The 18107-nt window shown below is 45.0% G+C and carries 14 protein-coding genes and 1 tRNA gene; 1 reads left to right on the top strand and 14 read right to left on the bottom strand.

Annotation, left to right across the window (positions count from 1 at the left end; all coding sequences use genetic code 11):
- The first annotated feature begins 142 nt into the window (after window positions 1-142).
- On the top strand, window positions 143-1204 hold the full coding sequence (locus tag WMO37_RS14215) for a glycosyltransferase family 2 protein (RefSeq protein WP_349155339.1): 1062 nt from the start codon (window positions 143-145) through the stop codon (window positions 1202-1204).
- Window positions 1205-1318: 114 nt separating this feature from the next.
- On the opposite strand, the gene WMO37_RS14210 is transcribed toward WMO37_RS14215, so the two are convergent.
- The 14 genes from WMO37_RS14210 to WMO37_RS14145 all read right to left on the bottom strand — a co-directional run bounded on the left by WMO37_RS14210 (window position 1319) and on the right by WMO37_RS14145 (window position 17981).
- Window positions 1319-2995 carry a cadherin-like beta sandwich domain-containing protein gene (locus tag WMO37_RS14210; protein ID WP_227089447.1) on the bottom strand — a complete coding sequence of 559 codons (1677 nt, stop codon included), beginning with the start codon at window positions 2993-2995 and terminating at the stop codon, window positions 1319-1321.
- Between the two features lie 49 nt (window positions 2996-3044).
- Window positions 3045-5201, bottom strand: a complete 2157-nt coding sequence (locus tag WMO37_RS14205) for a dockerin type I domain-containing protein (RefSeq protein WP_349155338.1) — start codon at window positions 5199-5201, stop codon at window positions 3045-3047.
- Window positions 5202-5251: 50 nt separating this feature from the next.
- The gene (locus WMO37_RS14200; protein WP_436970297.1) at window positions 5252-6838 is read right to left on the bottom strand and encodes a peptide chain release factor 3; all 1587 of its coding nucleotides are present in this window, start codon (window positions 6836-6838) and stop codon (window positions 5252-5254) included.
- 128 nt (window positions 6839-6966) lie between these two features.
- Window positions 6967-7224 (bottom strand): hypothetical protein, encoded by a 258-nt coding sequence (locus tag WMO37_RS14195; RefSeq protein ID WP_022431928.1) that lies wholly within the window; start codon window positions 7222-7224, stop codon window positions 6967-6969.
- Window positions 7225-7429: 205 nt separating this feature from the next.
- Window positions 7430-9034 carry an FMN-binding protein gene (locus WMO37_RS14190; RefSeq protein WP_349155336.1) on the bottom strand — a complete coding sequence of 535 codons (1605 nt, stop codon included), beginning with the start codon at window positions 9032-9034 and terminating at the stop codon, window positions 7430-7432.
- A gap of 129 nt (window positions 9035-9163) precedes the next feature.
- Complete coding sequence (locus WMO37_RS14185) at window positions 9164-9877, bottom strand: hypothetical protein (RefSeq protein ID WP_349155335.1); 714 nt, start codon at window positions 9875-9877, stop codon at window positions 9164-9166.
- Between the two features lie 17 nt (window positions 9878-9894).
- Window positions 9895-10908 carry an ABC transporter ATP-binding protein gene (locus WMO37_RS14180; RefSeq protein WP_349155334.1) on the bottom strand — a complete coding sequence of 338 codons (1014 nt, stop codon included), beginning with the start codon at window positions 10906-10908 and terminating at the stop codon, window positions 9895-9897.
- Window positions 10883-11857, bottom strand: coding sequence for an ABC transporter ATP-binding protein (locus WMO37_RS14175; RefSeq protein WP_349155333.1), 975 nt, complete (start codon window positions 11855-11857; stop codon window positions 10883-10885). Before WMO37_RS14175 ends, WMO37_RS14180 begins: the two co-directional genes overlap by 26 nt.
- Window positions 11836-12780 carry an ABC transporter permease gene (locus tag WMO37_RS14170; protein ID WP_022431933.1) on the bottom strand — a complete coding sequence of 315 codons (945 nt, stop codon included), beginning with the start codon at window positions 12778-12780 and terminating at the stop codon, window positions 11836-11838. Before WMO37_RS14170 ends, WMO37_RS14175 begins: the two co-directional genes overlap by 22 nt.
- Window positions 12781-12819: 39 nt before the next feature.
- Entirely contained in the window at window positions 12820-13809 is a 990-nt protein-coding gene (locus tag WMO37_RS14165; RefSeq protein WP_349155332.1) for an ABC transporter permease, read from the bottom strand.
- A 4-nt stretch (window positions 13810-13813) separates the two neighbouring features.
- On the bottom strand, window positions 13814-15697 hold the full coding sequence (locus WMO37_RS14160) for an ABC transporter substrate-binding protein (protein WP_349155331.1): 1884 nt from the start codon (window positions 15695-15697) through the stop codon (window positions 13814-13816).
- Between the two features lies 1 nt (window position 15698).
- Entirely contained in the window at window positions 15699-16364 is a 666-nt protein-coding gene (locus tag WMO37_RS14155) for a hypothetical protein (protein WP_022431936.1), read from the bottom strand.
- Window positions 16365-16403: 39 nt separating this feature from the next.
- Entirely contained in the window at window positions 16404-17543 is a 1140-nt protein-coding gene (locus tag WMO37_RS14150) for a hypothetical protein (protein ID WP_349155330.1), read from the bottom strand.
- Window positions 17544-17910: 367 nt separating this feature from the next.
- A tRNA-Trp gene (locus WMO37_RS14145) sits at window positions 17911-17981 on the bottom strand.
- Window positions 17982-18107 lie beyond the last annotated feature (126 nt).

The following is an 18107-nucleotide window of genomic DNA, read 5'->3' as shown; positions in this document are numbered from 1 at the left end:
TTCCACTTATTCTAAACTAAAAACAGTATACCATACTTTTCCCCATTGTGAAACTTCCCGTTGACAGTCTTCCCACAAAAATGTCATACTTACAGTAATAAAAGATTTGGAATATACGCCGTTTGGCAGATAGGAGTACGTTATGATTTCAATCAGTCTTTGCATGATTGTTAAAAATGAAGAAAAGTTATTAAAACGCTGTCTGGATTCGTACCGTCCGGTCTGCGATGAAATTGTTATCGTAGATACCGGTTCAACCGACCGCACCAAAGAAATCGCCGCCGGATATACGGATTTGATTTATGATTATCCATGGAACAACGATTTTGCCGCCGCAAGAAATTTTGCCTTTTCAAAAGCAAACTGCGACTACATTTTTTCTGCCGATGCGGACGAGGTCTTAGACGAGGAAAACCGCCGCCAGTTTTTAAATTTAAAACAAGTGCTTGTTCCGGAAATTGACATTGTACAGATGATTTACGTCAACAGCAAATCGCACAACACCGTTTATAATTTTGAAGAAGAATACCGCCCGAAGCTGTTTAAGCGCCTGCGTACGTTTGAATGGATTTCTCCGATTCACGAAACCGTACGATTAGAGCCGGTTGTATTTGACAGTGATATTAAGATTTTACATCTGCCTGAACAAAGCCATACCAAACGGGATTTCGGTGTATTTACCGATGCTGTCCGCCGCGGTGTGCGCCTTGAAAATTATGTCGTGATTATGTTCTGCAAGGAACTTTTTATTTCTGGAACAGATGAAGACTTTTTAAGTGTCCGTGAAATTTTTGAAAATGTGCTTGCAAAGGAAGACCGTCCCGAAGACTGCCGCAAAAACATTGCCTGCGTGCTGGCGCGCATTTACCGCCTGACAAACGCATACAATGAATTCTTTAAAATCTGCTTAAAGGATATGGCACAGAATCCGTGTGCGGAAATCTGCATGGAACTCGGACACTATTTTTACGGATTAAAGGATTATGAAGAAGCTGTTCTTTGGTATTTAAACGCAGCTTCCGAAACACCGAGCATTATCGACATCCACTCGTCCGGCGATGCGCCGCTTGCCTGTCTTTCAAAATGTTACAGCACGCTTGCCGCACAAGCCAAACAGAATAAAAATGCCGAACTTTCTGCCGCTTTTTTAGCACAGGCTGAGGATTATCAGGCGCAGGCAGAACACTGGCAGGCGGCAATCTAATATTTGTATTATATATATTCCAGTAATATATTCAGTAAATTACACTTTATACCGAAAAATGTCAAAAAAAGGAACAGACCACCGCATTTCTGCAGCAGTCTGTTCCTTTTTCTGTTATGTCCGTTTCACATCATCAACGTCATCTACATCCTGAATGTCTAACACTTCCAGATCATCCTCATTTTTTTTCAATGCTTCTGAAATCGAACGTACGACCTCATCTTCATCGTCTTCCTGGATTTCATCTTCTTTATCTGCCAGCACGTCCTCCGATAAATCTTCATCATCATCTTCTTCATAAGAATCAAAATCATATTCATCGTCATCATATCTGTCATAGCCGTCATCTGCCGCCGCTGCAAATGCCCGCTTACTCTTTGAAAGCTTCACTGCAAGCATTACAATCGCAATGATACAAAGAACCACAACTGCCGAAAGCACCAGTGCCACTACTTTCCACATTCTGTCAGAAGCAGCGCTTACTCCCTGTGATTCGGTCTGTGTCGTGAGATTTCCCGCCGGAGCGGACATCACACTGTATACCTGTATTGTATTGTCATTGCAGTCATAACGGAACCACCCTGTAACGCCCAGCGAACTGACACCATAGAACAGACAGTAACTGCCATCCTCAGACATTAATACATCTGCCGTCTGTCCGCCAATCGTATAAGTCGTCTTTTTATATCCATCCGGTTTTTCCATGGAATCCGTAATCGGAAGCACCGCATAAGTAATATCCGGTTCACTTGCTTCTATATATAATGAAAATGTTTTCGCAACTGAATCATACACATAAAAGCCCGATGTGCCTTTGCCGTCCGTATTTTTCAGATACATCAGAATAAGCTTCGTATTCACGCCTTTTCCGGCTTTAACGGTAATGCCGTTATATTCATAATCCACTTCATCATAACCGGACGGAAGCGGATTTGCCGTATAGTCATCAGCCAGTTCATACTGTGCACCTGCTACCTGTATACTGCGGATTTGTTCCTCACTCTGTGTCGGTTCTTCCGAACTGACAGTCGTTGTTTCCTGCTCTCCGGCTTTGGTCGTTTCCTGTTCGTCCGCTTTGGTTGTCGCCGCCGCAGAATCGTCCTTTGTTGTTGAAATCGTATAGACCTTTTTAGAGCCGTCCTGTGCCGTTACCGTAATCGTTGTCGTATTACTGCCGGGGTCCATGCGCGTTCCGCGGACAGATACCGAAGCATTTTCATCATTTGCAACCGCACTGACAACCAGCTGTGAACAGTCTGAACCGACTGTCGTCGTATACGATGTGACATTCGGTGAAAATGCCGGAGATAACACGCCCGGACTGATATCTAACGATGCAAGCGTATTATCGGTTGAATAGCTGACCGGTGCTTTTACGGTTACTGAACCCGAACCGGCACTGACTGCCATATAATCCTCATCTGCCGAACTGATAATCGTATTGGAAGTGCTTACAGAAATCGAAGAACTTCCCGCCGATACCGCTTTAAACCGCACGCTGAATGAGGTACTGTCAGTAGAGAGCAGGCGCACACTGCCGCCGCCCCCACCGCTGTAGCCGGAAACCGGCTGTAGCACGCCTGAATCATAACTGAGCCAGATGTCACACATATAAATGTCCACACTGCTGCTGACACTGACCGATATCGTCACTTCATCACCAATATCACAAGAGCCTGAGCCTACGGATATCTTTGCTGTTTCTTTTGCATACGTTGGCAGCGGTACCAGCAAAACTGCCATTACTGCTGCCAGCAGCACTGCGGCTGCCTTTTTCCATTTTCCCGTCATTTTTCACCTCAATCACATTTCTTTGGCAACTCCCACTACTGTCTGAATCCTACTGTTCAATGTACCGGATATCCAAAATGTGTCTTTTAATATATAACAAGTCTATTGATGTAATGCCGTCATTTCCACGGTTTGCATCTGCCGCCGTCAGATACGGTTCTTCCAGCAGCTTTGTTCCTAAAATATGGCGCTTCACATACAGTAAATCCATGCTCGTCACCGCTCCGTCGCCGTTGACATCACCGTAAATCACAAACGTGTAGCGTGCCATTTCACCGCCGTTTTTATCGTAAATCGTAAGCACATCTCCAGTTCCCACAATACCGTCATTGGCACTGCCGTCACTGTGTGTTACTTTTCCGTATGCGCCGCCCGTAAAGGAAATGTGATTTAAAACGTCCTGTGCGGCACTCCCGACACCGACTCTGGATATCTTGCCGTTTTCAAGCAGAAAATCTGTCGAATATCCGCCCTTTTCCGAATCGCCGCCACTGTTTCCGTTATCCGTGCCGCTATCACCGCCGCTGTTTCCGGAATCTGTACCACCGTTGTTACTGTTGTTTCCACTATCACCGGAAGCCGCTTCTTTGCGCACAACACGGATGATATACGTCTTTGTTTCACCGCTTTGTGATGTAACCGTCACTTCAATCTCATTCGTGCCGACCTTTAGCGCATGACTGCCGGTTCCTGTAAGTTTTGCACCGGAATCTGCTGTTTGTGCTTCGATATCCACAGAAGAAATTTCATTTTCCACAATTACACCATACTCAGTTGTAAACATATCAAACGTCGGTGTCAGCGAATAACCTGAAACCGAAAGACTTGTTAAGGCATTGTTTGGACTGCCCTCCCCTGTCGGAAGCTCACACGCACTGTCCGGCATATTTTTATAAACCGGAATCTTAAACACCAGTGCCGTATTTTTCTTGGTCGTATCGCTGTATGCCTGTGAAGCGGTCGAAGACTCACTTCTCGGTGCTAAGACATTTGTCATATACTGATGGGTATACGGTGTTACCATATCAAACTTTTCATAATAAATCGTATTCTGTCCACGGTTAATGTAACGGCTTCCTATGTAAATCGCACCGCCGATAACAGATTTCATACGGGTATTCCACGGTCTTAATGTCGCTGCATCGGTTTTGGCGGCATACTTCAAGCCGTTGACCACCGCACTTGCCGTTGCGGTTTTATAAGCACCCTGATTGTAGTAATTGTAATACCCCTCATAGCCGCTCACCGTTCCGGAAATGCTGTTGCCCTGTCCTTTTCTGCCCTGCTCCTGGATAATGCGCGTTGCCAGATGATACGGACTGACACCCGATGCCCGTCCTGCATACATCAGCGCCGAAGGATAATTAAAATCCGTTCCGTCATACGACAAGTCATGGGACGAACCGTCCATAAACGTATCTTCAATAATACTGCTTACGCCGGTTTCACTCTGCACGGAGCTGTTATAGGACAAATCCTCAAACATAAACACATTTGTTTCGTTTAAGAAGTTACGCGGGTCAAGGGCATACTGCACCAATGCGCTTGAAGCCTGTACCCAGCCGCCGCTGTCCAATTCATACCACGAACCGCTCTCCCAGTCGTATGCGCCATCCGCCGTTGACTTCCACGAGCTTTTTGCCGAAGCATAAATCAGGCTCCGGCCAAGTACATTTTCATTTTCAACGACCGTATCCCAGTCCTTGTCCACAAAATCCGCAACAAATATCCACTTTGGATACTTCGCATGCAGACTGCGCAAATCTTCCTTATAAGATTCCGGGAAGCCCTGACTTGAAAGATAGCTCTCAAAATCCGTATCGTCCGAATAGTCAATATCCGTACTGTCTACCGTGACATATTCACTCGTCACATAGCCTTTGGTGTAAGTACCGTTTAAATAAAAACCCACCTGATACCACGCGTAGGTATCACTCGTCTGCACCGTATCCAGAATATCAAAATGGAATCCGCCGCTGACCTTTGTAATGACATTTGCCGTACTGGAGGTATCTGTCGATGAACGGATACGAAGTCCTGTGACACCGGCATTGACCGTTCCCGTCTTCTCCTGTGCATAAGCCGTCACCGGCTGTATCTGTGCCGTAAGCACCGGCAGCGTTGAAACACACATCACCGCCGCCAGACACGCAGCTTTCATTTTTGTCAGTAAACGTTTTCTTTTTTCATGTACGTTCTTCCCCATAGTGTCCTCATTTCTGTACTGTTTCCTGCACTTACTCTGCCGTTTACAAGTTAATTGTTCTTACCGAATTCAGAAAGCTTTAAGCCTTCATTTCTTTCCAGTACCATATTGACACTCCAGCTGTTCACAAAGATTAACAGCGGATTGTCCTTTAAGTCCTTAATCTTCTTCATATCGGAAGTACCGACAATGCGGTTTACATCGATTTCTTCCGGATTTTCAATCCAGCGGATATATTCATACGGAAGCTGTTCCAGTTTAATCTCTACGTTGTATTCGTTTTTCAGGCGGTATTCAAGCACTTCAAACTGCAAGACACCGACAACACCGACAATGATTTCTTCCATACCGGTATTAAATTCCTGAAAAATCTGAATCGCACCTTCCTGTGCAATCTGGCTGATTCCCTTGATAAACTGCTTTCTTTTCATCGTATCCATCTGTCTGACACGTGCAAAATGTTCCGGTGCGAAGGTCGGGATTCCGTCAAATTCAAACTTCTGGTTGGACTTGCAGATTGTATCTCCGATAGAAAAAATACCCGGATCAAATACACCGATAATATCTCCCGCATAGGCTTCTTCAACAATGTGGCGTTCCTGTGCCATCATCTGCTGTGGCTGGGCAAGACGGATTTTTTTGCCGCCCTGTACGTGGTTGGCTTCCATGCCTGCCTCAAACTTTCCGGAGCAGATTCGCATAAATGCGATTCTGTCACGGTGTGCCTTATTCATATTCGCCTGAATCTTAAACACAAATGCCGAAAAGTCTTCTTCAAACGGATTAATCTCCCCAATTGAAGAATGTCTTGGCAGCGGTGATGTTGTCATGTCCAGAAAATGCTTTAAGAACGTTTCCACACCGAAATTCGTCAGCGCCGAACCAAAAAATACCGGTGTTAAGTTTCCTGCCTGCACCTGTTCTAAATCAAATTCCGCACTCGCACCGTCCAACAGTTCAATATCTTCCGTCAGCTTGTCAAAATAGCCCTGTCCAATTTCCGTAAGCAGTGCATCATCATCTATGGCGATTTCCTTCGTTTCAACCTCTTTTTGTCCGTTCATTGCCGCTTTAAATAAGGAAACGTCTTTTGTATTGCGGTCATACACACCTTTAAATTCCTTGCCGCAGCCGATTGGCCAGTTGACAGGACAGGTACTGATACCCAATACACTTTCAATTTCATCTAACAGCTCAAACGGGTCATTGGCTTCACGGTCCATTTTGTTGATAAATGTAAAAATCGGTATGTGACGCATAACACAGACCTTAAACAGCTTAATCGTCTGTTTTTCCACACCCTTTGACGCATCAATTACCATGACCGCCGAATCCGCTGCCATTAAGGTTCTGTACGTATCTTCCGAGAAGTCTTCATGACCCGGCGTATCCAGAATATTAATGCAGTATCCGTCATAATTAAACTGCAATACAGATGACGTTACGGAAATACCTCTTTCCTTTTCAATCTCCATCCAGTCTGAAACCGCGTGTTTTGCTGTCTTTTTACCCTTTACCGACCCTGCCAGGTTAATCGCTCCGCCGTAGAGCAGAAACTTTTCCGTCAGTGTGGTTTTACCGGCATCCGGGTGGGATATAATGGCAAATGTTCTTCTTTTTTCAATCTCGCTTCTAATGTCAGCCAATTTTATTTCTCCTTGTTTTACTTCTTATTTTCTGTCTGCCTGAAATGATGAAAGGGTGCCGCACTAACGCAATGTTTCACCTTAGTGTGACAGCCCTTTTCACTGTTCTTCGCCCAGTACTATGCATTTAATGCAAATTTATAAGAAACCTCGGATTTGTCATCGATTCTTCTGAATACATTTACCACACGGTTCATCACTTCTTCAAAATCTTCTTCTTTTTCTACTTCGATGCTGACAATCTGTCCGTCATCTTTAATTTCTACGGATTTTACACGCGGTACTTCTAAAATCGTCTTTTTTGTATCTTCAACTTTCTCCGGTGTTGTCAGCATTTTACTCTTGCTCTTATATTTTACCTGATATGTTCTTGTCATTTCTTTGTCCTCCATCTATCAACAAACTTAAACATAAATTTTCATATTGAATTATACCGTATCAGCCGCATAACTTCAATTCTTTTCTGAAAAAAAATGTGCAAAACAGCGCCCGCATAACCATACGGACGCTGCTGCCATTACACCTCTATGCTGTTTTATATTTTTTATTTTTTTGAACATACCTCTGTCTGCGTATCATGTCCTACAGTACTCTTTTACGTTTCTTCAATACTGCCGCCGCAATGAGAAGACCAATTGATACAACGGCTGATACAGCATAAATGCCTGTCATTGCTGCATCACCTGTCTCTACGGTACTATTGCCTGATGTCTGTGCGCCGGACTGCGTACTGCCTGAGTCCTGTTCAGACGCATTGGCACTGCTCTCTGACGCACTGTTTCCTGTGGATTCACCGGACTGTATACTGTCATTGGATGTGCCGCCTGATGTATTTCCTGAATCTCCTTTGCCCTGTGTGTCATCATTGGTATCACCGTCCGGTATTTCCTGTGTATAAGGCACTGCCGTATAAGAAAGGAAATTACCGTCTGCATCGGTTGTATTCATCTGTGCCGCACCGTAACGTAACGGACTTGTAAATGTAATACCCTTGTCTGAAACCGTAAATGTTGTTGTACTGCCGAGTGCCACAACCGTTACACCTGCTTCATAGGTCATTGTGTATACACCGGTTGCAGAATCAAAAGAAATTGAACCTGAACCCTTATTGGTATCGTTGTCTACCACGTCATTTTTATACGGGTGTACGATAAAGGTCTTCTTTCCCATATCAATTCCGATGTATGCAGGCATCTTCATCATTGCAGAAGCGTCATAGCTGTCTGCTGTCAGTACATAAGCACCGCTTGTCAGTGTGCCTTCATAAGCTGATGTCTTTGCTGTGTATGAAAGGAAATTGCCGTCTGCATCGGTTGTATTCATCTGCTCCGCACCGTAACGTAACGGACTCGTAAATGTAATGCTGTCCGCATCTGCTGTAAATGTCGTTGTTGCACCGAGTGCCACAACGGTTACACCTGCTTCATAGGTCATTGTGTATACACCGGTTGCAGAATCAAAAGAAATTGAACCTGAACCCTTATTCGTTGCATAATCTACAACGCCGTTCTTATACGGATGTACGCTGAATGTGTTATTTTCTGCATCAATGCAGATAAATGCAGGCATTTTCATCATGGCTGAAGCATCATAGCTGTCCGCTGTGAGTTCATAAGCACCTGTCTTTAACACACGTTCATAACTGTCGTTTCCTGTATCGCCGGAATTGGTTTTATCATCAGAAGGCTTTTGTGTATCATTTGTGTTGTCACTGCCGTTCTGGTTATCGTTCTGTCCGTTGTCACCGGAAGGGGTATCTGCCATATCGGCATCGGCTTCATTTGCCTGTGATTTAACCATTGCCTTTGCAACCGCTTCGTTAATGGCATTGGCTGAATACGTTGCACCGCTGACGGTATCTGCTGCTGTGCCGGTTGTTCCGATATAAGAATCCGCCATACCCTTCATCGCATAATTGATATACGGTACATTGACCGCCTCAATGTCTGCATTTTTTTCATCGTTTAAGGCAACCTTGCTGATCACACCGTCCTTTACACTGACTGTTACGTATAAATCATAATTGACCACTTCATGAAATTCTACATGTGCCGAAGCCGTATAATTTCCGTCATGGTACTGTGTATCCTGCGCATAAGCCGGATAACTGCCGCCAAGTACATTGCCTGCAAGTAAAACGACTGCAAGCGCACCGCCTAAAAGACCGGCTGTTCCTCTTTTTTTCATAAACCTCTTTCTCCTTGCTGTTTTCTTGTTAGATATTTCTAATATTTGTTAGTCATGACTAAGTTTATCATTATCTGTGTGATTTGTAAAGCGGAAATCCAAAATAAATATTACCGCCGCCGCATGTTTTTACAGATGATACACGGTAATACTGTCACTGCTTCCCGCAAAGCTGGACAAATGTCCCGTAACGATCATTGCACCGTCATATGCTTTCGCACTCTCTAACTTTCCCGTCATAGAAATGTTGTCACCGTTTACCGTATAGCTGCCGTCATAATTCTCGCCTGAGTTGTACTGCTGGTTTCCCGATACTGTAATGCTCACCGCATACTGATAGCTTCCGCCGGACAGTGTCAGCGTTACATCATAGTGAATGTAACTGCCCATGGCATCTACGTATTTATCGGTCGAACCGGTATAAGTTCCCTCCACACTGCGCTCCTGTTTTTCTTCCTGTGCGGGTGTTTCCGGTGCGGGTGCATGTGCTTCTTCTGCCGGAGCCTGCGGCGCTTCTTCTTCTGCCACCGGGGCTTCCGGTTCGGATACAACTACTGCTCTTTGTGTATCCCCTGCTTCGCCCTCTGCCGGCTGTGTATCCGGATTTGGCGCTTCCTGCCCGGACACTTCTGTATCCCCTTGTTCGCCCTGTAGAACTTCACTACTGACCTCAGCACCTTCTTTTCCTGCCGCCTGCGCCGCGGTCTTGCTCTCTGCTGTCGTTACCGCCTCCGTTGTGCTTTTTGAAGTGTTCTGATTTGCCGTATCTTTTGAGCCGCATGCCGCCAGTCCCATACTCAGACCGATAACCAGCCCTGCCGCCACCAATGTCGTCTTTCTCATCTTTCTCTCCTTATCGTTTACTGTTCTATATCTGCTTTTAGTCCTGTCACCACAGGACACGCCACAAAATGCTCCGGCTCAACCTCCGTCAGCACACATTTCCTGTCTGCGCAGTCCTCCTGTGCCTGATAACACCGGCTGCAAAAACGGCACCCGGACGGCGGATTGATTGGGCTTGTCACATCGCCCTTTAACACAATACGCTTCGTTTCCTCATTTGGATTCACCGTAAGCACCGCCGATAACAAGGCTTTCGTGTAAGGATGCACGGGATTTGCAAATATTTTTGCCGCGTCACCGTATTCCACCACCTTGCCCAGATACATAATCGCCAGCCGTGAGCAGAGCTTTTTCACCGCCGCCAGATTGTGGGAAATGAATAAATAGGTCGTCTGTGTCTTTTCCTGCATTTCCATAAGCAGATTTAAAATCTGTGCGTGAACCGACACATCCAATGCGCTGACCGGTTCGTCACACACGATATATTCCGGGTTTAATATCAATGCTCTTGCTATTGCAATACGCTGCTGCTGTCCGCCCGAAAACTGCGAAGTATAGCGGTCTAAATCTTTCCCGGTCAGTCCGACCGCCGTAATCATTTCCCGCGCTTTCCGCTCCACCTCATTTTTGTCAAATCCGCCGCGTATCCGCATAGGTTCGCAAACCGCTTCCCGCACCGTAAAGCGGGGATTTAAAGACGATGCCGGGTCCTGAAATATCTTCTGCATATGAAGCCTTGCTTCCTGCACCGTCTTTTTTTCGGCATAAAGCGGCTGTCCGTTAAAATAAATTTCTCCCGACCGGGGCTTTACAAAACCAAGCGTTGCATTGGCAAACGTTGATTTGCCGCAGCCGCTCTCCCCGACCAGTCCAAACGTTTCTCCCTTCCGGATTTGTATGGATACGTCCGATACGGCAGACAGCATTTTTTGTTTTTCAAAAAAAGACTTTTTCTTCATAGGAAATTCAACGCTTAAATTTCTGGTTTCCAGCAAAATATCCCTGTTATTCTTTAAATTTTCCTGCCTCATAACAGCGCACCTTTCTTCCCTGTTGATTCTGTGTCAGTAACGGCATTGCCTTTTTACACGCTGTCGCCGCATACGGACAGCGCGGGTGGAAATAACAGCCTGCCGGCTTATCCGCCGGGTCCGGCAGATGTCCGGGTATCTGTACAAATTCTTTTTTGTCGTCATCAAGGCGTGCCACTGCCGCCATAAGCCCTTTTGTATACGGGTGAAGCGGATTTTCAAGCAGTTCCTTTGCCGGTGCTTCCTCAACAATCTTTCCGCTGTACATCACGGCGATTCTGTCCGCCATACTGCGTACCACACTCAAATCATGGGTAATCAAAAGCAGTGCCGTCTGCTTTTCCTTCTGCATTTTTGAAAGCAGCTCCAGAATCTGCGCCTGTATCGTGACGTCCAATGCCGTTGTCGGTTCATCTGCGATGATAACCTCCGGTTCACAGGCAAATGCCATGGCTATCAGTACACGCTGGCGCATACCACCGGATAATTCGTGTGGAAATGCGTGATACCGCAGTTCTGCATCCGGAATGCCGACAGCTTTTAAAGCTTTAATCGAACGCATTTTCGCTTCTTTTTTGCTGATTTTTTCATGACAGCGGTAAATCTCGTCCATCTGTTTTCCAATCGTCATCACAGGATTTAATGCCGTCAGTGCGTCCTGAAAAATCATGGAAATCTTACTGCCGCGCAGTGCCTGCATCTGACGGTCTGTGTAGTCTGTAACATCTTCCCCGCAGATACACAGCTGATCCAGCCGCACCGCCGCCAAAGACGGCTGTAATTTCATGCACGATAAAGAAGTCATGCTTTTACCGCAGCCGCTTTCTCCCACCAGCGCAAGACATTCCCCTTTTTTTACCGTTAAGTCTACACCCTCGACCGCACGAATCATTCTGCCCCTGTCAGGAAATACCACTTTTAAATTCTTTACTTCGATTGCGTTTTGCATGGTTCCTCCATTGTGTCAAAAACCTCGTCCAAATAAGTGCCGTTCATATGCTTCCACAGCTTTTTTACACTGCCCTGTCCGTGCATTTTCGGATTTAAGACTTCTTCAATCGCAAATCCGACACGCATAAATGAATACACCGATAAAAAGATTCCGATTCCCGGCGCAACAATCATCCACCACTGTCCAAACAGCACCGCGCCACTGCTCTGCGCTTCCGAAAGCATTTTCCCCCAGCTAATCATTGTGGGATTCCCCAGTCCCAGAAAACTCAATCCCGCCTCCGCAATCATAATGCCCGCACTGGTAAGTGCCGTACTCATGACTACAAGGTTAGATACACCGGGAAGAATATGTTTCAACATAATATAGCCCTTTTTCGCACCCGAAAGCTCCGCTGCCTTGACGTAATCCGCATTTTTCATCTGCAAAACCTGGGAACGCACGGTTCTTGCCAGCCCCGGCCACCCAAACAGCACAAAAACAAGCACAATCACGACATAGCTTTTGCCAAAAATGTTGGTGATAAGAATTGTCAGCGGCAGTGTCGGTATGACTAACATCACATCGACAATCCGCATGATAATCATATCGACGGCTCGTCCCAGATACCCTGCGGCAACGCCTAAGAGCGACCCCAGCACAGAAATTGCTATCCCGGTAATAATACCGATGCCAAGCGACACACGCGTTCCGTAAATTAACATGCTGAATACGTCCTGTCCGGTTGTAATCGTTGTCCCCAGCCAATGGATTTTATCCGGGGCAAGCCCCTTTGCATCACGCATGGTCACATCATACGGGTCAAACGGCGCAATGAGCGGTGCAAATACGGCAGTTACCGCCAGCACCAGCAAAATAATCAGTCCGATTCTGCCCTGTTTATTCTGTGCAATCTTTTTTATCAGTCTGAATCCCTTCATCTTAATCCTCTATTTTCGTTTCTTTGTAACTTCTCAGTCCTACTCTACCGTAACGCGCGGGTCTAACAGCCCCAGACACAAATCGGTAATCAGATTGCCAAGCAGTGCCACCGCCGCCATAAATATCATAATGCCCATCATCAGCGGATAATCGTTATTGTTATTCGCTTCCAGATACAGCATGCCGATTCCCTGCCAGTTAAATATTTTTTCGATAACCACCGAACCACCAATCAGTCCGGACAGCCCCATTCCAAGCCCCGTCACAATCGGAAGCAATGCATTTCTTAAAATGTGTTTGTAAACAACACCATTCTGCGATACACCTTTTGCTTTTGCCGTAACGATAAAATTTTCATTGGCAACGGCAATCACACTGTTTCTGGTACTCTGCGCATACGATACAATACCGCCAACCACTGTCGATAACACCGGCAGGACGGCATTGTAGGCAACCATTTCCACGCTTTTTAAATTCCATGCAAATTCCGATACCATATTCTGGTCTGTATATGCCGGAAGCCACTCTAACTGAAATCCCAGAAAAAAGGACAACAGCAGTGCGATAAAAAAGGACGGAACCGCCGTTGTTACCGTGGAAGCATTCATCAGCATCCTGTCTGCCATGCCGCCGCGTTTTGCGGCACATGCCGCACCGATAAGGATTCCGAAAAACAGACTGATAAGCATACTCGACACCGAAAGCACCAGTGTCCACGGCAGTCTTTGTGCTATCAGGCTCCACACCTTTGGCGAACCCGCCTGATAGGACGTGCCTAAATCACCCTTTAAAAGATTTTTGACATACCGTACATACTGCGACCAGTTCGAGCCGTCTAACCCGTACTGCTGTCTTGTCAGCTCCTTAATCATTTCATAATTTTCATCGCTCATATTGCCCTGCGCCGGATAATATCTTGCACACGGGTCTTCCACGCCGATCCGCGGAATAAAAAAGCACAAAGTAACAACCAGTGCAAAGATAAAAAGCGTATATAAAATGCGTTGTATGATATAAGTATTTTTCATCTTTTTACTCTCCTGTTACCTGTACCAGATTCTTTAGTGTTTCATTGTTAAAAACCGTTTGGCCGTCCGATACCACATACCCTGTAAATCTGTCGGTACGCGCAACGGACAATACATTGGACGAATACAGCGGAATCTTGTAATACTGCTGTGCCGTCAGCACCTGCAAATGGTGAATCCTTGCAATACGCGCCTCCTGATTCAACGTTTTACGCATGGCATTGATTTCATCTGTCAATTCTTCATCCTGTATTTTTCCGTAATTGGATGAACGCTCTGTCGTCACAAAATGCGCTTTATACATGACATCTGCATTTGCCATGGACAAAATCACCGGCTGCACCGTCATGTCAAAATTACTGTTGTACAGATACGTTGTTTCCGGTGTTGAGCCCGCCGCCTGCAATGTCACTTCAATTCCGATTTTTTGCAACTGGCGCTGTAAATAAGACACCAAATCCTGATTTGCCGCCGCCGTCACAATCTGAAAATGAATCCGCTCCCCGTTGTATAAACGGTATCCGCTCTCGTCCTTATCCTGAAAACGTTCATCTAAAATCGCATTTGCCTGAGTAAGCCGCTCCTCAACCGGTCCGGATAAAATATCCGCCTGCGGTTCATACAGCAGTTCGTCATTTACCGAAATCAGTCCCGCCGATGCCGTTTTTCCCGCACCGTCCAGCACATTTGCAATCAGTCCTTCCTGATGAACCGCAAGTGCAATCGCTTTTCTGACTTCAATATCCTGTAACAGCATTTTCATGCCGGAATCATACGGCTTTGACGGATTGACATTGAACACCAGACAACTGATACCGTTTCCCGGTGCATTCGATACGAAAATGTCTTTTTCCCCGGACAGCAGATTCAGATAATTACTGCTTACCGCCGAATCCAGAATGTCAATATAGCCTTTGCGCAGGGCAAAAATGGCGGTATTGGAATCCAGATACAATAAAATTTTGATTTTATCCACTTTATACAGTGCCGAACCGTCTTGCGCTTTCAGATGATAATTGGGATTCTGCACCAATGTAATCACCTGCGTATTCGTTTCGTCCTTTTCCAATATCCACGCACCGCTTCCGACAGGATTTTCATACCGTTTTAAAAGCTCACCCTGCGGATTTTTACTGTTTAACTGACACTCACTGCTTACAATCGGTTCCCAGATATGCTCCGGCAGTATCAGAATCGTATTAAACAGCGTTGTTACCGCACCGAAAGATTTATTCACCAGAAGATACATCACCGTATCTTCCTCACCCGGCAGAATCCCGTATGTACCGCTTAAATCCGGGTGTTTTGCCGTAAACATGCCCTGTGTGACAAGCTTTCCGCCGTCTGATTCATGCTTTAAATCGGCAGTCCACGCCAACGCGCCTGCATGATTAGACAGCGTATAATCGGTTGCAAGGTCAAAGGAATAATACACATCTTCCACTGTCAGTTTTTCACCGTCCGACCAGTACACATTGTCATACAGTTCAATCCGCACCGCCATATAATCTTCTTTGCGTGAGCTGTAATAATTTTCTACTGCCTCATTGTCATTCGCAGTCTGAAATGTCTGATCCTGTGTCAGCGGCTGCCCTTCCAAATCCACATAGCACCAGCTTTTTGCTGTCAGTGGCGCATACGTGCCGCTGTCCGTGTCATATGAAAACAGTGTGTTGTAAATCATGCTGGCAACGGTCGGCGCAATACCGTCCCTCGACAGCCACGGCATAAAGGAAGTCGGAAAAGACGTTCCCACGTATCCTGTATACAAGGTCGATGACGTATCCTGCCTGCGCTCCGCAATCGAGGCGTCCGCGCACCCGCTAAATAAAAACGACACCACAAATACCATGGCAAGCACTCCCGCCAGTTTTTTTAATCTCTGCATTTTATTCTTCCACATACGGATATTCTAACCGTTCTCCAAAACCGTCTTTTGTTGCACTGTTGTCGTAAACTTCTTCAATTCTGAAAATGTATGCCGGCTGTTCTTTCCAGCGTTTCATTCCGGTCGGATTGTGGTATACGTCATGCTGTGCATTGATAAACTGCTGGTAAAGCTCCCGCTTTCCGGATAAATTCTCATCGTAAATCTCTACTTTTCCTTTCAGCTTATAGGAAATCATCGGCGGCTGATGAAAAATCAGACACGCTTCGGGGTTTACCTGATAGTTTGTCCAGCTCTGCTTTTTTGCCATTTCAAGACTGCCAAGCTTTGTAAAATCAATCCGCTTTCTGGCTTCTTCGCCGTACATCTGCTCCACTAAAAGCTTTAAACCACGCTCACCGTAGCTTTTATCGCCCGGCTCATATGTTGCAATATGCTTTAAATAAATCTCCAGCGTTTCCTCAAGATATTCGTCCTTCGGTAAAAATCCGACACCCTTTACCGATGCGTTTAAGCCCGCCGGACCGTAGGATACAAATGCCGGTTCATGTGAACAGAAGCTTAAAAACATCTTCTCCGGTGATGTCATTTCCCCTTTCTGTAATTTGATAACATTTTCTGCCCTCGTATTAAACGCCCAGTTAAAAAATTTTTTTGATGACTGCATAGTATTCTCCTTTATTTTAGTTTCTTTGTTTCTTTTATTTCAATTTTCTGAAATTTCACACTTATATCGTGTCAGATTGTCTGAGTTTCTGACACGGAAGCCCTCAAGCTTTAAACCGCCGCTTTCACTGCTTAATGTACCTGCAGGTACGGTTGCAATCTGATTTAAACCGCGCAGTTTGGTTTCGTTGTTATCCGGATAAATTTTAAATGTTCCGTCTTTACTGTCCGGGACAATCACACCATTTTCCGTAAAACTGCCTGCCCGGCTGGTATAACTGCCGTCCGAATATAACAGCACCGTCACATCAAAGCTTTCATTCGTTCTCGTAACCGTTCCTGTTCCTGTCAGTTTTGCCGTAACTTCCTTAACTTCCTGCTTTTTGAATGTCAATGTTTCGCGGCTGTCTGTATCCACTCCTGTTAAAACCTGAATCTGTAATTCCAAATCACTCAGCACCTCACATGAAATTCGCTCTTTTCCCTCTGGTGTCAATGCCAGCTGTGATGTGTTCACACCGTATGTTCCCGTTTCCGAAAAATACTGCTTCTCACCGTTTTCCGTCCGGCTTTCTGTCACTACATATGTATTGTCCACATAAAAAGTTGCTGTATACGTTCTGTCCGCACCCGTTGCCGTGTAAGTTCCCGTTGTAAATGCTGATTCGGTATCCGGCTGTTCATATCCTTCCGGAATCTTTACTGCAAGCAGTTTCGCATCGGAGCTGTCGCTCGTTGTTGTTGCTGATGCCGAACCATAATAAATTTTTTCACAATGGGTAAAATCCAGTCTGCCCTCGTCATCTACAAAAAAGCTGCTTGTCAAACCATCTGAAATGCTCTTATCCGCACCGTTTACCGATTCATAAACCATTACATAGTCATTTGCACCTTTCTGAACGACACCTGAGCTTTTATTGATCTCAAAATCCGTTGTATTAGAAAACTGAAATGTACCGTTTTCTGTCAGCCGCAGATAAATCACCAGTTTCATTCCCAGCTCTGATAAATCCAGATAATAATCTCCTGCAACAGCTTCAACCGCTTTTTTATCCGTTTTACTGCTGTTACTTGAATCTGTTGTTTTTGATGAACCGCAGCCTGCCAGTGCCAGTACTGCGGCAAATGATACTACAATCGCAAAAAATGCGGCAGTTAATCGATATAATGTTTTTTTCATTTTCGTTTTCATTCCTCTTTAATGTTCATATTAGTTCTAATTAATTTATATTAGTTTTTCCAAATTTATGTTTGTCTAAACTAACGTTAGTTAGAATAACATATAACCTTTTATTTGTAAAGAACCAAAATTTACCTAAATGAATATTCATTTACAGTTTAATAATTTGTAATTAAAGAAGATGAGAATGTAACATCTGTTATAGATTTTGTTCTGATAAATGTAAATTGGGAAATAACTGCCCGAATACGGCTGAATAATATATATTTCAGCAAATATATATACACTAGATGCGTATGCCGTATTTGCTAAAATTATAAAAATATAAAAAAAGAAGCGTTACCGCTTCATCACTAAACTTTATAAACAGGGGTGGAGAGAATCGAACTCCCACCAAAGGTTTTGGAGACCCCTATGATACCACTTCACCACACCCCTATATGATAAGAACAAAAAATCTGTTCCTTCAAAACTGCACATTAAAATTCTTTTTCATCCGATTATCCTCTGGATAACTCTCGTTCTATCCGTTTCTTTTTGCAAACCTAACCTTCTTCGGTTAAG

This window comes from Lachnospira intestinalis (assembly GCF_040095895.1).
GTDB classification, from domain to species: Bacteria; Bacillota; Clostridia; order Lachnospirales; family Lachnospiraceae; genus Lachnospira; species Lachnospira intestinalis.
This window is presented reverse-complemented; position numbering and strand designations above follow the sequence as displayed.

Excerpts from the sequence above, each read along its gene's own strand:
- WMO37_RS14215 (WP_349155339.1), top strand. The coding sequence starts at position 143 with ATGATTTCAATCAGTCTTTGCATGATTGTTAAAAATGAAGAAAAGTTA.
- WMO37_RS14210 (WP_227089447.1), bottom strand. The coding sequence starts at position 2,995 with ATGACGGGAAAATGGAAAAAGGCAGCCGCAGTGCTGCTGGCAGCAGTA.
- WMO37_RS14205 (WP_349155338.1), bottom strand. The coding sequence starts at position 5,201 with ATGGGGAAGAACGTACATGAAAAAAGAAAACGTTTACTGACAAAAATG.
- WMO37_RS14195 (WP_022431928.1), bottom strand. The coding sequence starts at position 7,224 with ATGACAAGAACATATCAGGTAAAATATAAGAGCAAGAGTAAAATGCTG.
- WMO37_RS14190 (WP_349155336.1), bottom strand. The coding sequence starts at position 9,034 with ATGAAAAAAAGAGGAACAGCCGGTCTTTTAGGCGGTGCGCTTGCAGTC.
- WMO37_RS14185 (WP_349155335.1), bottom strand. The coding sequence starts at position 9,877 with ATGAGAAAGACGACATTGGTGGCGGCAGGGCTGGTTATCGGTCTGAGT.
- WMO37_RS14180 (WP_349155334.1), bottom strand. The coding sequence starts at position 10,908 with ATGAGGCAGGAAAATTTAAAGAATAACAGGGATATTTTGCTGGAAACC.
- WMO37_RS14175 (WP_349155333.1), bottom strand. The coding sequence starts at position 11,857 with ATGCAAAACGCAATCGAAGTAAAGAATTTAAAAGTGGTATTTCCTGAC.
- WMO37_RS14170 (WP_022431933.1), bottom strand. The coding sequence starts at position 12,780 with ATGAAGGGATTCAGACTGATAAAAAAGATTGCACAGAATAAACAGGGC.
- WMO37_RS14165 (WP_349155332.1), bottom strand. The coding sequence starts at position 13,809 with ATGAAAAATACTTATATCATACAACGCATTTTATATACGCTTTTTATC.
- WMO37_RS14160 (WP_349155331.1), bottom strand. The coding sequence starts at position 15,697 with ATGCAGAGATTAAAAAAACTGGCGGGAGTGCTTGCCATGGTATTTGTG.
- WMO37_RS14155 (WP_022431936.1), bottom strand. The coding sequence starts at position 16,364 with ATGCAGTCATCAAAAAAATTTTTTAACTGGGCGTTTAATACGAGGGCA.
- WMO37_RS14150 (WP_349155330.1), bottom strand. The coding sequence starts at position 17,543 with ATGAAAAAAACATTATATCGATTAACTGCCGCATTTTTTGCGATTGTA.